Below are 15,706 nucleotides of genomic sequence, written 5' to 3' on the forward strand. Positions count from 1 at the left end.
GCCATTGATGGCCATACTCGGATTACAGGGCGTCCGTGGCGGTGTGGGTACAACATCCGTCACCGCGGCGCTGGCGTGGTCATTGCAACTACTGGGTGAATCGGTGTTGGTCATTGATGCCTGCCCCGACAATTTGCTGCGCATGTCGTTCAACGTCGACTTCCGCCATCAAGACGGCTGGGCGCGGGCATTCCTCGACGGTAAAGAGTGGCAGGACGCGGGCCTGCGTTACACCTCCCTGCTGGATTTGCTCCCCTACGGACAACTGACCGTTGCAGAACGCGAGAACGAAAATGCGCATCAGCCCCTGCTTGCGCAGTTCAGCAACGCTTTGCAGCGTTTGAAAGAGCAGGGCCATTACCGCTGGATAGTGCTCGATCTGCCGCACGGTAGCGATCCGCTGACGCGCCAACTCATTACCCAGTGCGATCACGTGCTCTCCATTGTTAACGTTGATGCGAATTGCCATATCCGCCTGCATCAGCAGGCTCTGCCGGCGAATGCCCACATTCTGATTAACGATCTGCGCCTCAGCAGCCAGATCCAGGACGATCTGTACCAGATTTGGCTGCAAAGCCAGCGACGCCTTTTGCCGATGGTCATCCATCGTGATGAAGCCATGGCGGAGTGCCTTGCTTCCAAACAGCCGCTTGGCGAATACCGGAGCGATTCACTGGCGGCGGAAGAGATCCTGACGCTGGCGAACTGGTGCTTGCTGCACTACGCCGGGCGCGGGGAATCTGCCGGGAGTCCTGCATGATCCGCGTGTCCACCTGGCTACTTATACCGCCGGTCAGCGCGCGGTTGAGCGAGCGCTATCGTCATTATCGTCACCACGGCGCGTCGTCGCTAAGCGCTGCGCTTGGCTGTTTCTGGACGATCCTGGCCTGGCTGTTCATTCCGCTGGAACACCCCCGCTGGCAGCGCATTCGCGCGCGGCACGGGGAGCTTTATCCGCACATTAATCCTGACAGGCCGCGCCCCCTGGACCCGGCGCGTTACGCCATTCAGGCGCTCTGGCTGGTGGCAACTTCGCCCGTTTCAGATAAGAAAACGCCGCACTGGCGCAGCTTTAGCCGGGTGCAGAATTTCCGCGAGCGCTATCACCGCTGGCTGGACAGGCTGCCCGAGCGCGTGGGCGACAGGACCAGCCATCTGGACGATCATAAAGAGCTCGGGCATCTGCATCCGGGCTTGCGTCGTTTTATCCTCGGCTTAATTGTCGTCTTCTCGCTGATTCTGGCACTGGTCTGTATTACGCAGCCCTTTAACCCGCTGGCGCAGTTCACCTTCCTGATCCTGCTCTGGGGCGTGGCGCTGCTGGTCCGGCGTATTCCGGGGCGGTTCTCGGCCCTGATGCTGATCGTGCTGTCGCTGACCGTCTCCTGCCGCTACATCTGGTGGCGCTACACCTCAACGCTTAACTGGGATGACCCGGTAAGCCTGGTGTGCGGCCTGGTGCTGCTGTTTGCTGAAACCTATGCGTGGATTGTGCTGGTGCTGGGGTATTTCCAGGTGGTCTGGCCGCTGAATCGTCAGCCGGTACCGCTGCCGAAAGACACGACCCAGTGGCCATCGGTCGATCTCTTCGTGCCGACCTATAACGAAGACCTGAGCGTGGTAAAAAATACTATCTACGCCGCGCTGGGTATCGACTGGCCGAAGGACAAGCTCAAAATCTGGATCCTTGATGACGGTGGCCGGGCGGAGTTTCGTCAGTTTGCGGAAGAGGTGGGGGTGGAATACATCGCCCGTACTACGCACGAACACGCTAAAGCCGGAAACATCAACAATGCGCTGAAATATGCCAAAGGGGAGTTTGTCTCCATCTTTGACTGCGACCACGTCCCGACGCGCTCGTTCCTGCAAATGACCATGGGCTGGTTCCTGAAAGAGAAAGAGCTGGCGATGATGCAGACGCCGCACCACTTCTTCTCGCCGGATCCGTTTGAACGCAACCTCGGGCGCTTCCGTAAAACCCCGAACGAAGGCACCCTGTTCTACGGCCTGGTGCAGGACGGGAACGATATGTGGGACGCCACCTTCTTCTGCGGCTCGTGCGCGGTTATCCGCCGTAAGCCGCTGGATGAAATTGGCGGCATTGCCGTTGAGACGGTCACCGAAGATGCTCACACCTCGCTGCGCCTGCACCGTCGCGGCTATACCTCGGCCTATATGCGTATTCCGCAGGCGGCCGGTCTGGCAACGGAGTCGCTTTCTGCGCATATCGGCCAGCGTATCCGCTGGGCGCGCGGCATGGTGCAGATTTTCCGCCTTGATAACCCGCTAACAGGGAAAGGGCTGAAGCTGGCGCAGCGTCTGTGCTACGTCAACGCCATGTTCCACTTCTTATCCGGTATTCCGCGGCTCATCTTCCTGACCGCGCCGCTGGCGTTCCTGCTCTTGCACGCCTATATCATCTACGCGCCTGCGCTGATGATCGCGCTCTTTGTGCTGCCGCATATGATCCACGCCAGCCTGACCAACTCGAAGATTCAGGGCAAATACCGCCACTCGTTCTGGAGTGAAATCTACGAAACGGTGCTGGCCTGGTATATCGCGCCGCCCACCATGGTGGCGCTGATTAACCCGCACAAAGGCAAGTTTAACGTCACCGCAAAAGGCGGGCTGGTGGAAGAGGAGTACGTCGACTGGGTGATCTCCCGTCCGTATATCTTCCTGGTGCTGCTCAACATCGTTGGCGTGATTGCCGGTATCTGGCGTTACTACTACGGCCCGGAAAACGAAATCCTGACGGTGTTCGTCAGCGTGGCATGGGTGTTCTACAACCTGATTATCCTTGGCGGCGCGGTGGCCGTTTCGGTCGAGAGCAAGCAGGTCCGTCGCGCGCACCGCGTCGAGATCAGCATGCCGGCAGCCATTGCCCGTGAAGATGGTCACCTCTTCTCCTGTACCGTGCATGACTTCTCTGACGGGGGACTCGGGATCAAGATCAACGGGCAGGCGAAAGTGCTGGAGGGGCAGAAGGTCAACCTGCTGCTCAAACGCGGCCAGCAAGAGTATGTCTTCCCGACGCAGGTGGCGCGTGTGTCAGGAAATGAAGTCGGTCTGCAGCTGATGCCGCTGACCAAGAAGCAACACATCGATTTTGTGCAGTGTACGTTTGCTCGCGCGGATACGTGGGCGCTCTGGCAGGACAGCTTCCCGGAAGATAAACCTCTGGAAAGCCTGCTGGATATTCTGAAGCTGGGGTTCCGTGGCTATCGTCACCTTGCAGAATTTGCCCCGTCGTCGGTGAAATTAATTTTCCGGTCACTTACTTCGCTGATTTCCTGGGTCGTGTCGTTCATTCCGCGTCGACCCGAGCGAAATGAAGCGAAGCAGGCGGACCCGGTTATGGCTCAACAATGATGATAACGCGATGAAAACTAAACTTTCCTGGTTATGTGCAGTGGCAATGGGGATGAGTGCGCTTCCCGCAACAGTGGCTAACGCCGCGCCGGATAATGCTGCGGCGACGCCGGCTCCCACGGTTCCCGTCGTCGCGCAGGCGACCGACCCCGTCGTGACCGCGGCGCCAGGGCAAACGGAAAACGTTGTCCCGAATCAACCGACCGAGGGGAACACCCTTCCGGTAAACCAGAACGGGGCGCAGGCTGCAACGCCGGTGGTCGGGCAGGTGATGCCGGGCGTACCGGGTGCCAACGCGCCCGTCGTGGCGGATAACGTTCCGTCACGTGACGTGAAGCTGACCTTTGCGCAAATTGCGCCGCCTCCGGGCAGCATGGTGCTTCGTGGCACCAACCCTAAGGGTGGCGTTGAGTTCGGCATGCGCAGCGATGAAGTGGTCTCTCAGGCGGTGCTGAACCTTGAGTACACGCCGTCGCCCTCGCTGCTGCCGGTACAGTCACAGCTGAAAGTTTATCTGAATGACGAGCTGATGGACGTTCTGCCGGTCACCAAAGAGCAGTTGGGTAAGAAAACCCAGGCTCAGGTGCCGATCAACCCGCTGTTCATCACCGACTTCAACCGCGTGCGTCTGGAGTTTGTCGGCCACTACCGCGACGTCTGTGAAAACCCCTCCAGCAGCACCCTCTGGATGGACGTAGGGCGGAACTCATCGCTGCAGATGACCTACCAGTCACTGGCGCTGAAAAACGATCTTTCTGCTTTCCCGGTCCCGTTCTTCGATCCGCGCGACAACCGTCAGCTAACGCTGCCGATGGTCTTTGCCGGTTCCCCGGACGTGACGGAACAGCTGGCGGCGACTATTGTGGCCTCGTGGTTTGGTTCCCGCTCCGGCTGGCGCGGTCAGAACTTCCCGGTCATGTACGATAAAATGCCGGACAAAAACGCCATCGTGTTTGCCACTAACGCTAAACGCCCGGCCTTCCTGCGTGACCACCCGGACGTAAAAGCCCCGACGGTTGAGATGATGAACCACCCGGATAACCCTTACGTGAAGCTGCTGGTGGTGTTTGGTCGTGATGACAAAGACCTGGTGCAGGCAGCCAAAGGGATTGCCCAGGGGAACATCCTGTTCCGTGGCAGCAGCGTAGTGGTGGATGAGGTGAAGCCGCTGCTGGCGCGTAAGCCATACGATGCGCCGAACTGGGTGCGTACCGATCGCGCCATCACCTTCGGCGAGCTGAAAACCTATGAAGAGCAGCTGCAGTCCTCCGGGCTGGAGCCGTCGCCGGTCAATCTGTCGCTGAACCTGCCGCCGGATCTCTATCTGCTGCGCACCAACGGCATTGATATCAATCTGAAATACCGCTACACCGCGCCCGCGACCAAAGACAGCTCGCGCATGGACATCAGCCTGAACAACCAGTTCCTGCAGTCCTTCAGCCTGGCCAGTAACCAGGAGACCAACCAGCTGATGCTGCGCCTGCCGGTGCTGCAGGGGCTGTTGGATGGCAAAACCGATGTCTCGATCCCGGCTCTGAAGCTGGGCGCGATCAACCAGTTGCGCTTTGACTTCCAGTACATGAACCCAATGCCTGGCGGCTCGGTGGAGAACTGCATTACCTTCCAGCCGGTGGAGAATCATGTGGTGATTGGCGACGAGTCAACTATCGACTTCTCAACGTTCTATCACTTCCTCGCCATGCCGGACCTGCGAGCCTTCGCCAACGCCAGCTTCCCGTTCAGCCGTATGGCCGATCTCTCTGAATCCATTGTCGTTGTGCCAAAAACGCCAAACGAAGCGCAGGTCTCCACGCTGCTGGACGCCATGGCGTCCGTGGGCGCACAGACCGGCTTACCGGCGATAAACGTCACCCTGACCGACGATGGCAGCCAGCTGCAGAACAAAGATGCTGACATCATGGTGATCGGCACCATCCCGGACAAGCTGAAGGATGACAAACGCGTCGACCTGCTGGTGCAGGCCACCCAGTCCTGGGTGAACACCCCGCTGCGCCAGACCGACTTCCCGAGCATTATGCCGGATGACAATGGCCGTCAGGCTGGGTCGCAGACCGCCATTACGTCGCAAGGCCCGATGGCGGCAATTGTGGGCTTCCAGTCGCCGTATCACGACCAGCGTAGCGTGATTGCGCTGCTGGCGGACAGCCCGCGCGGGTATGAGCTGCTCAACAACGCCATGAACGACAGCGGTAAACGTGCTGCGATGTTTGGCTCGGTGGCCGTCATTCGTGAATCCGGCGTCAACAGCCTGCGCGTCGGGGATATTTACTATGTCGGGCATCTGCCGTGGTTTGAGCGTCTGTGGTATGCGCTGTCGAACCATCCGGTGCTGCTGGCCATTCTGGCCGCCGTCAGCGTCGTGCTGCTGGCGTGGGTGCTGTGGCGTCTGCTGCGTATCATCAGCCGTCGTCGCCTGAACCCGGATCGTGAGTAAGTTGTGATGAAAGCCTTACGCTGGTACGTATTCGCCGCGATGATGCTGGCGGTGACGGATCTCCGCGCCGCCTGCACCTGGCCCGCCTGGGAGCAGTTCAAACAGGACTACATGAGCGAAGGCGGGCGCGTCATTGATCCCAGTGACGCGCGCAAAATCACCACCTCGGAGGGGCAAAGCTACGGATTATTCTTTGCCCTTGTCGCCAACGACCGTAAAGCGTTTGACCAGCTGCTGACGTGGACGCGCGACAACCTGGCCGAAGGCGATTTAACGCAGCACCTGCCCGCCTGGCTGTGGGGGCAGAAGAACAAAGAGACCTGGGCGGTCATCGACGATAACTCCGCGTCGGACGCCGATATCTGGATCGCCTGGTCGCTGCTGGAGGCGGGGCGGTTGTGGAAAAATCCTGACTATACTCGCACCGGCAACGCACTGCTTGAGCGCATCGCCCGTGAGGAAGTGGCGAAAGTGCCGGGGCTTGGCTCCATGCTGCTGCCGGGAAAAGTCGGCTTTGCCGAAGAGAACGCCTGGCGTTTTAACCCCAGCTATCTCCCGCCGCAGCTGGCAAGCTACTTCACCCGTTTTGGCACCCCCTGGACGACACTACGTGAAACCAACCTGCGCCTGCTGCTGGAGACGGCACCCAAAGGCTTCTCCCCGGACTGGGTGCAGTACCAGAAAAGCAAAGGCTGGCAGCTAAAACAGAGCACCTCCCTTGTGGGGAGCTATGATGCGATTCGCGTTTACCTGTGGGCAGGCATGATGAACGATAAAGACCCGCAGAAAGCCCGGCTGCTGGCGCGCTTCCAGCCGATGGCGGCGACAACCGCTAAACAGGGTTTGCCCCCGGAAAAAGTCGACATCGCGACGGGGAAACGAACGAATGACGGCCCGGTCGGGTTTTCGGCCGCGCTGCTGCCCTTTTTGCAAAATCGCGATGCGCAAGCGGTTCAACGTCAGCGCGTGGCCGATCGTTTTCCCGATAACAACGCCTATTACAGCTATGTACTGACCCTCTTCGGACAAGGGTGGGATCAGCACCGTTTTCGCTTCACCGCACAGGGTGAATTAATACCGGATTGGGGCCAGGAATGCGCAAGTTCACAGTAAATCTACTCAGTTTATCGCTTGGCCTGGCGCTCATGCCGATGGCCCAGGCCGCCAACTCGCCGCAGCAGCAGTTGCTGCTGGAGCAGGTGCGTCTGGGTGAATCGATGCAACGTGAGGATCTGGTCCGCCAGTCGCTGTATCGCCTCGAGCTTATCGATCCCAACAATCCGGATGTCATTGCCGCCCGCTTGCGTTACCTGCTGCGACAGGGTGATACCGGCGCTGCGCAAAAAGCGCTGGACCGCCTGAAGGAGATCGCCCCCGGCTCCGGCGCCTACCAGTCTTCCCGCAATGCGATCCTGCTCTCCACGCCGGACGGGCGTCAGGCACTCCAGCAGGCCCGTCTGCTGGCCTCGACCGGCCATACCCAGGAGGCGATTGCCGCCTATGACAAACTCTTTTCCGGTAACCCGCCGGGCGCCGAGCTGGCTTCCGAATACTGGAACGTGGTGGCGAAAGATCCGGCCCGCCGCAATGCGGCCATTAACCAGCTGAAAAAAATCAATGCCGATAATCCGGGGAATACCCAGCTTCAGGCCACGCTGGCGCAGCTGCTTTTCCAGACTGAACGCCGGGACGAAGGTTTCGCGGTCCTCCAGGAGATGGCGAAATCCAACAGCGGTCGCGGCCAGGCGTCGGATATGTGGTATGAGCAGATCAAAGATCGGCCGACCAGCGCGGCCAGCGTCAGCGAGCTACAGAAATACCTGAGCGTGTTTAGCGACGGCGACAGCGTCACGGCTGCGCGCTCCCAGCTGGAAGCCCAGCAAAAACAGCTCGCGGATCCGACCTTCCGTGCCAAAGCCGAAGGGCTGGCCGCCGTAGATGCCGGGCAGGGCAGCAAAGCTGTTGCCGAACTGCAAAAGGCCGTCAGCGCGAATCATGCTGACAGCGAAGCCATTGGCGCGCTGGGGCAGGCCTATTCCCAGAAAGGCGATCGCGCCCGCGCGGTGGCGCAGTTCGAAAAAGCGATTGCGCTCGACCCGCAGAGTGATAACCGGGGCAAATGGGACAGCCTGCTGAAAGTCAACCGCTACTGGCTGCTGATCCAGCAGGGCGATGCCGCCCTGAAAGCCAACGATACCGCGCAGGCGGAGCGCTTTTATCAGCAGGCGCGTAACATCGATAATACCGACAGCTATGCGGTGCTGGGCCTGGGCGATGCCGCCACGGCGCGTAACGATAACGCAGCGGCTGAGCGTTACTATCGCCAGGCGTTGCGCATGGACAGCGGGAACAGCAACGCGGTGCGCGGTCTTGCCAGGCTCTACCGCGCGCAGTCCACGGAAAAGGCGGCGGAATTTATTCAGTCTCTCTCTGCCAGCCAGCGTCGCAGTATTGATGATATCGAGCGCGGGCTGACCAATGACCGTTTGTCCGCCCAGGCGGAGCAGCTGGAAAACGAAGGGAAATTCGCGCAGGCTGCGGACATTCAGCGCCGTCGTCTGGCGCTCTCGCCGGGCGACGTGTGGATCACCTATCGTCTCTCACGCGATCTCTACAGCGCCGGGCAGCACGGCCAGGCAGATAACCTGATGCGCCAGCTCGCCAGCCAGAAACCGGGCGACCCGGAACAGGTGTACGCCTACGGCCTATACCTCTCCGGTAACAATCAGGATCGCGCCGCGCTGGCCCATCTCGACACGCTGCCGCGTGATAAATGGAACGGAAACATTCAGGAGCTGGCGGATCGCCTGCAAAGCGATCAGGTGCTGGAAACGGCAAACCGCCTGCGCGACAGCAGAAAAGAGCAGGAGGCCGAGACCCTGCTTCGCCAGCAGCCGACCTCCACGCGTATCGATCTTACGCTGGCAGACTGGGCGCAGCAGCGCGGCGACAACGCTACAGCAAAAACCGCCTACGGCACCGTTTTACAACGCGAGCCGCAAAACGAGGACGCACTTCTGGGGTTGACCGAAGTGTATATTGCCGAAGGCGATCGGCAGGCAGCGCGCGCCGAACTGGCAAAACTGCCTGCCACAGAAAACGGCCAGCCGCGCTCGCTTAACGTGCAGCGTCGGGTCGCTATGGCGCAGGCAGGGCTGGGTGACACCGCGGCGGCAGACCAGACCTTCAGCAAATTGATCCCGCAGGCGACGTCTCAGCCGCCGTCAATGGAGAACGCGCTGGTGTTACGTGATGCCGCGCGTTTTCAGGCGCAGAACGGCCAGCCTCAGCAGGCGCTGGAAACCTATAAAGATGCGATGGTCTCATCCGGCGTAACCACCACGCGCCCGGCGGACAACGACAGCTTTACCCGCCTCACGCGTAACGACGAAAAAGATGACTGGCTGAAGCGCGGCGTGCGCAGCGATGCCGGTGATTTATACCGTCAGCAGGATCTTAACGTGACGCTGCAGCACGACTACTGGGGCTCCAGCGGTACGGGAGGCTATTCCGATCTGAAAGCGCATACCTCCATGTTGCAGGTTGATGCGCCGTTGTCAGACGGCCGGATGTTCTTCCGAAGCGATCTGGTCAACATGGACGCCGGTTCATTTGCCACCACTAACGGGACCTACGATCCCAAATGGGGCACCTGTGCCGAAACGCCGTGCAGCGGCAATACCAACCAGTCGGCAAACGGGGCCAGCGTGGCCGTGGGCTGGCAGAATAAAACCTGGGCGTGGGACATCGGCACCACCCCGATGGGCTTCGACGTGGTAGACGTGGTCGGCGGCCTGAGCTACAGCAGCGATCTGGGGCCGATTGGCTACACCCTGAATGCCCATCGTCGCCCGATCTCCAGCTCGATGCTGGCCTTTGCCGGGCAGAAAGATACCAACACCGGCACCACCTGGGGCGGCGTTCGCTCAACCGGCGGCGGCGTTAGCATTAGCTATGACAAAGGCGATGCGAACGGCGTCTGGTCGAGCCTGAACGTCGACAGCCTGACCGGCAAAAACGTTGAAGATAACTGGCGCGTGCGCTGGATGACAGGGTATTACTACAAATTAATCAACGAAAACAACGAGCGCCTGACGGTTGGCGTCTCTAACATGGTATGGCATTACGATAAAGATCTGAGTGCCTATACGCTGGGACAGGGCGGTTACTATAGCCCGCAGGAGTATGTCTCGTTCGCGCTGCCGGTGACCTGGCGTAAGCGCACCGAGAACTGGTCCTGGGAGCTGGGCGGCTCTGTCTCCTGGTCGCATTCGAAAACGGATGATGTAATGCGTTATCCGCAGCAGGGGTTAATCCCCACCAATGAGCCGGGCCGCTATACTGACCGGGGCGAGATGGAAACCGGGAGCAGCTCCTCCGGCACGGGTTATACCGCTCGCGCCATTATTGAGCGCCGCGTCACGTCCAACTGGTTCGTCGGTATGGGCGTGGATATTCAGGAAGCGAAAGACTATACCCCGAGTCATGCACTGCTTTACGTGCGCTATTCTGCCGCAGGCTGGCAGGGCGATATGGACTTACCGCCTCAGCCGCTCACGCCGTATGCGGACTGGTAATCGGATTTTACTTAATCCATTTGTAAGTCTCTCTTAAAAGCATAGCAATCGGGTATACTCAGGCGCACCGGGTTCACTCCCTGGTGCGCCCTGCGCTTCGAGTTTTGTGGAGAGTCATTTTGCGTGTCAGCCGTTCACTAACGATCAAACAGATGGCGATGGTTTCTGCCGTCACATTGCTGTTTGTCTTCCTTTTTTGCGTTATTTTGCTGTTTCATTCCGTACAGCAGAATCGCTATAACACGGCTTCGCAATTAGAAAGCATCGCCCGCTCGGTACGCGGCCCGCTCTCCTCGTCGATTCTGAAAGGGGATATCCCCGAAGCGGAAACCATTTTAAAACGCATTCAGTCTGCCGGTATCGTCAGCCGGGCGGATGTGGTCTTGCCGAACCAGTTCCAGGCGCTGCGGATGAGCTTTATCCCTGAACGTCCCGTCCCGATGATGGTGATGCGCATGTTTGAGCTGCCGGTCCAAATCTCGCTGCCGATTTACTCTCTCGAACGTCCGGCCAACCCCCAGCCGTTAGCCTATCTGGTACTGCAGGCGGACTCCTACCGCATGTATAAGTTCGTCATGAGCTGGGTTGCTACGTTAGTAACTACTTACTTACTTTTGACGCTGATGCTGAGTGTGGCGCTGACCTGGTGCATCAACCGGCTGATTGTGCACCCGCTACGCCGCATTGCTCGCGAGCTTAACGATTTATCCCCACAGGAGCAGGTCGGGCACCAGCTTGAGCTGCCGCGTCTTCACCATGACGACGAGATTGGCATGCTGGTGCGCAGCTACAACATCAACCAGCAGCGCGTGATGCGCCACCAGGTCGAGCTGAACAGCAGTGCTACCCGCTTCCCGGTCTCTGATCTGCCGAACAAAGCCTTCCTGATGGCGATGTTAGAGCAGACGGTGGCGCGCCAGCAGACGACCGCGCTGATGGTCGTGGCCTGTGAAACGTTGCAGGACACCGCGGGCGTGCTCAAAGAGAGCCAGCGTGAAATGCTGTTGCTGACGCTGGTGGAGAAGGTGAAATCGGTGCTCTCGCCGCGCATGGTGCTGACGCAGGTAAGCGGCTATGACCTGGTGATCATCGCCCACGGCGTGAAAGAGCCGTGGCACGCCGTTACGCTAGGTCAGCAAGTACTCACTGTTATTAATGAGCGGCTGCCGATTCAGGGCATTCAGCTGCGCCCAAGCGCGAGCATCGGGATTGCGATGTTCTATGGCGACCTGACGGCGGAACAGCTTTACCGTCGCGCCGTGTCGGCGGCCTTTACCGCCCGCCGTAAAGGCAAAAACCAGATCCAGTTCTTCGACCCGGAACAGATGGAAAAAGCCCAGCAGCGCCTGACGGAAGAGAGCGACATTCTGACGGCGCTGGATAACCGCCAGTTTGCCGTCTGGCTACAGCCGCAGGTGAATTTGCTCACGGGCGAGGTGAAAAGCGCCGAAGCGCTGTTACGCGTCCAGCAGCCGGACGGCGCATGGGATCTGCCGGAGGGGCTGATCGAGCGTATCGAGTCCTGCGGGCTGATGGTCACGGTCGGTTACTGGGTACTGGAAGAGTCGTGTCGCCAGCTGGCGGCGTGGCAGGAGCGGGGCATTACCTTGCCGCTGTCGGTGAATGTCTCGGCGTTACAGCTGATGCACCCGACCATGGTCTCGGAGGTGCTGGAGCTGATCCACCGCTACCGGATCCAGCCTGACACCCTGATTCTGGAAGTGACCGAGAGCCGCCGCATTGACGATCCTAACGAAGCGGTCGCTATCCTCAAGCCGTTGCGTAATGCCGGTGTCCGCATTGCGCTGGACGATTTTGGCATGGGCTACGCCGGGCTGCGCCAGCTTCAGCACATGAAAACGCTGCCAGTAGACGTCCTGAAGATCGACAAAACCTTTGTCGACGGGCTGCCAAACGACAGCAGCATGGTGCAGGCGATCATTCAGATGGCGCGCAGCCTCAATCTGCATGTAATTGCCGAGGGCATCGAGACCGAGGCCCAGCATCGCTGGCTGGCAGACGCGGGCGTAGAGGGTGGACAAGGCTTCCTGTTTGGCCGCGCCGTGCCGTCCGACGCCTTCGAAGAACGCTATCTTTCTGACGCTGACCGCCCCGCAAACCTGTAATTTGTTGCTGGCTTGTGCGAGCCAGCTCAAATTTCTTAACATTTGTGTTTCAAATTTGAACCTGGTTTATTTCTGTCCTGTTATGTGGGTGTTATTTTAAAGCCGCAGGTTAACCATAACCTTACAAAGCCTGTGGTTTTTCTTCCCAAGGACACCCTATGAAAACCTCGATCTTCAAGAGCCTTTACTTTCAGGTCCTGACGGCCATCGCAGTCGGTATTCTGCTTGGTCACTACTACCCTGAACTCGGCGCACAAATGAAACCGCTTGGCGACGCGTTCGTTAAGCTCATCAAAATGATCATCGCCCCGGTCATATTCTGTACGGTGGTGACCGGCATCGCTGGCATGGAGAGCATGAAAGCGGTTGGCCGCACTGGCGCCGTGGCGTTACTCTATTTCGAAGTGGTCAGTACCATTGCTCTGATCATTGGTCTGATTATTGTGAACGTGGTGCAGCCCGGCGCAGGCATGAACGTTGACCCGGCCACGCTGGATGCCAAAGCGGTGGCGATTTACGCCGAGCAGGCGAAAGATCAGGGCGTGGTCGCCTTCCTGCTGGACGTGATCCCGAGCAGCGTCATCGGCGCGTTCGCCAGCGGCAATATCCTCCAGGTTCTGCTGTTTGCCGTGCTGTTTGGCTTTGCCCTGCATCGCCTGGGCAGCAAAGGCCAAATCATCTTCAACGTGATTGAAAGCTTCTCGCAGGTCATCTTTGGCATTATCAACATGATCATGCGTCTGGCACCCATCGGGGCCTTTGGTGCCATGGCCTTTACCATCGGTAAATACGGTGTCGGCACGCTGGTGCAGCTTGGCCAGCTGATTATCTGCTTCTACATCACCTGTATTCTGTTCGTGGTGGTAGTGCTGGGGTCAATCGCGCGCGCGGCGGGCTTTAATATCTTTAAGTTTATCCGCTACATCCGCGAAGAGCTGCTGATTGTGCTGGGCACCTCCTCGTCCGAATCGGCGCTGCCGCGCATGCTGGATAAGATGGAAAAACTGGGCTGCCGGAAGTCGGTGGTGGGGCTGGTGATCCCGACGGGTTACTCCTTCAACCTGGATGGCACGTCCATTTACCTGACGATGGCCGCGGTGTTTATCGCCCAGGCAACCAACAGCCACATGGATATCTTCCATCAGATCACCCTGCTGGTGGTGCTCCTGCTGTCTTCAAAAGGGGCGGCAGGCGTGACGGGCAGCGGGTTTATCGTGCTGGCGGCGACCATCTCTGCGGTGGGTCACCTGCCGGTGGCGGGTCTGGCGCTGATCCTCGGTATCGACCGCTTTATGTCTGAAGCCCGCGCCTTAACCAACCTGGTGGGCAACGGTGTCGCGACCGTCGTGGTGGCGAAGTGGGTGAAAGAACTGGATCACAAAAAGCTCGACGATACGTTAAATAATCGTCCTGCCGAAGACAAAACCCCAGGTTTATCCTCCTGATATCTTAGCAATTGCCCGCATTCCCTTGTCGGAATGCGGGCGTCTGCGCATAATACCCCCTACATACCTGTCATAATTCGACAAAATTTTTTTTGGGTATATTTCACTTCGAACCGTGACGTTTCGAAGAACACGCGGTCTAATCCTCGTGTTTTCATCGTCATCTTTAAAGAGTGCTCACGTCACGAGATGCTCGTTTTAACCAGGAATGTTGATCAGGGGTTCACATGCAGGGCACAAAAATTCGACTCTTAACCGGCGGTTTGCTGATGATGGCAGCAGCCAGTTATGTGCAGGCAGATGCGCTCCAGCCAGACCCGGCCTGGCAACAAGGAACGTTAGCGAATGGGTTTCAGTGGCAGGTGCTCGCCACGCCACAACGCCCCAGCGATCGCGTTGAAATCCGTCTGTCGGTGAATACCGGCTCCCTCACAGAAAGCACCCAGCAGACCGGTTTCAGCCATTTTATTCCCCGACTGGCGCTCACCCAGAGCGGCAGTTTGCAAGCGGTTCAGGTGCGTTCAATGTGGCAGCAAGCCATTGATCCCAAACGTCCGCTTCCACCGGCCGTGGTCTCTTATGACTACACCATGTTTAACCTGAGCCTGCCTAATAACCGTAACGATCTGCTGAAAGAATCGCTTACCTGGCTTGCGGACGCTACCGGCAAGCTGGCAATCACGCCTGAGACCATTAACTACGCGCTGAGCAACAGCGACATGGTCGCCACCTGGCCTGCGGATACCAAAGAGGGCTGGTGGCGCTATCGCCTGAAAGGCTCAACGCTGCTGGGCCATGACCCGGCCGAGCCGCTCAAGCAGCCAGTTGATATTGAGCAGGTTAAATCCTTCTACCAGCAGTGGTACACCCCGGACGCGATGACCCTCATTGTGGTCGGCAACGTTGACAGCCGCGCGGTAGTGGAGCAGATCAACAAGGCCTTTGGCGATCTGAAAGGCAAACGCGAAACCCCTGCGCCGGTGCCTACGCTCTCGCCGCTGCGGGCCGCGCCGGTCAGCATTATGACGGATACCGTGCGTCAGGACCGCCTGTCGATTATGTGGGATACCGCCTGGCAGCCTATCCGCGAATCCGCCGCGCTGCTGCGCTACTGGCGTGCCGATCTGGCCCGTGAGGCGCTGTTCTGGCATGTTCAGCAGACGCTCAGCAAAAATAACGTGAAGAACATCGGCCTGGGCTTTGATTGCCGCGTGCTGTTCCAGCGCGCGCAGTGCGCCATCAACGTCGAATCACCGGGTGACAAGCTGAACGCCAATCTGGCCGTGGTGGCGAAGGAACTGGAGAAAGTGCGCAAAGATGGGCTGCCGGAAGAGGAGTTCAACGCTCTGGTCGCGCAGAAATCCCTTGAGCTGCAGAAGCTGTTTGCCACCTACGCCCGCGCGGATACCGACATCCTGATCAGCCAGCGTATTCGCTCGCTGCAAAACCAGGTGGTGGATATCGCGCCGGAGCAGTACCAGAAGCTGCGTCAGGACTTCCTCAGCGGGCTTACCGTCGATATGTTGAACCAGGATCTGCGCCAGCAGCTATCGCAGGATATGGCGTTAATTCTGATGCAGCCGAAAGGCGAGCCGGAGTATGACATGAAGGAGTTGCAGGCGACCTGGAATGGCATTATGGCCCCTGTGGCCCCGACCGCACAGCCTGTGCCAGCCGACGATCTCCATCAGGATGCTACCGACATCCCGCAAGGGCAGTAACGCAGCAGAA

At 58.9% G+C, this 15,706-nt stretch carries 8 protein-coding genes; all 8 read left to right on the plus strand.

Annotated elements, in window-relative coordinates; genetic code table 11:
* The first annotated feature begins 7 nt into the window (after positions 1-7).
* A complete protein-coding gene (gene bcsQ, locus I6L58_RS13905; protein WP_058609734.1) occupies positions 8-760 on the plus strand; it encodes a cellulose biosynthesis protein BcsQ in 753 nt (250 codons plus the stop codon).
* Positions 757-3,372: a UDP-forming cellulose synthase catalytic subunit gene (gene bcsA, locus I6L58_RS13910; protein ID WP_006178028.1), complete on the plus strand. Its 2,616-nt coding sequence runs from the start codon at positions 757-759 to the stop codon at positions 3,370-3,372. Before bcsQ ends, bcsA begins: the two co-directional genes overlap by 4 nt.
* Before the next feature lie 10 nt (positions 3,373-3,382).
* Positions 3,383-5,827 (plus strand): cellulose biosynthesis cyclic di-GMP-binding regulatory protein BcsB, encoded by a 2,445-nt coding sequence (gene bcsB / locus I6L58_RS13915; RefSeq protein ID WP_088209270.1) that lies wholly within the window; start codon positions 3,383-3,385, stop codon positions 5,825-5,827.
* A 6-nt stretch (positions 5,828-5,833) separates the two neighbouring features.
* The gene (gene bcsZ, locus I6L58_RS13920) at positions 5,834-6,940 is read left to right on the plus strand and encodes a cellulose synthase complex periplasmic endoglucanase BcsZ (RefSeq protein ID WP_088209269.1); all 1,107 of its coding nucleotides are present in this window, start codon (positions 5,834-5,836) and stop codon (positions 6,938-6,940) included.
* Complete coding sequence (bcsC, locus tag I6L58_RS13925; protein WP_088209268.1) at positions 6,922-10,404, plus strand: cellulose synthase complex outer membrane protein BcsC; 3,483 nt, start codon at positions 6,922-6,924, stop codon at positions 10,402-10,404. The genes bcsZ and bcsC overlap by 19 nt, the downstream gene beginning before the upstream one ends.
* 119 nt (positions 10,405-10,523) lie before the next feature.
* Positions 10,524-12,530 (plus strand): biofilm formation regulator HmsP, encoded by a 2,007-nt coding sequence (gene hmsP / locus I6L58_RS13930; protein WP_217060233.1) that lies wholly within the window; start codon positions 10,524-10,526, stop codon positions 12,528-12,530.
* A gap of 158 nt (positions 12,531-12,688) precedes the next feature.
* Positions 12,689-13,975, plus strand: coding sequence for a dicarboxylate/amino acid:cation symporter (locus I6L58_RS13935; RefSeq protein WP_006178023.1), 1,287 nt, complete (start codon positions 12,689-12,691; stop codon positions 13,973-13,975).
* A gap of 227 nt (positions 13,976-14,202) precedes the next feature.
* Positions 14,203-15,696: a M16 family metallopeptidase gene (locus tag I6L58_RS13940; RefSeq protein ID WP_058609739.1), complete on the plus strand. Its 1,494-nt coding sequence runs from the start codon at positions 14,203-14,205 to the stop codon at positions 15,694-15,696.
* The last annotated feature ends 10 nt before the right edge of the window (positions 15,697-15,706 follow it).

This window comes from Enterobacter cancerogenus (genome assembly GCF_019047785.1).
Lineage (GTDB): Bacteria > Pseudomonadota > Gammaproteobacteria > Enterobacterales > Enterobacteriaceae > Enterobacter > Enterobacter cancerogenus.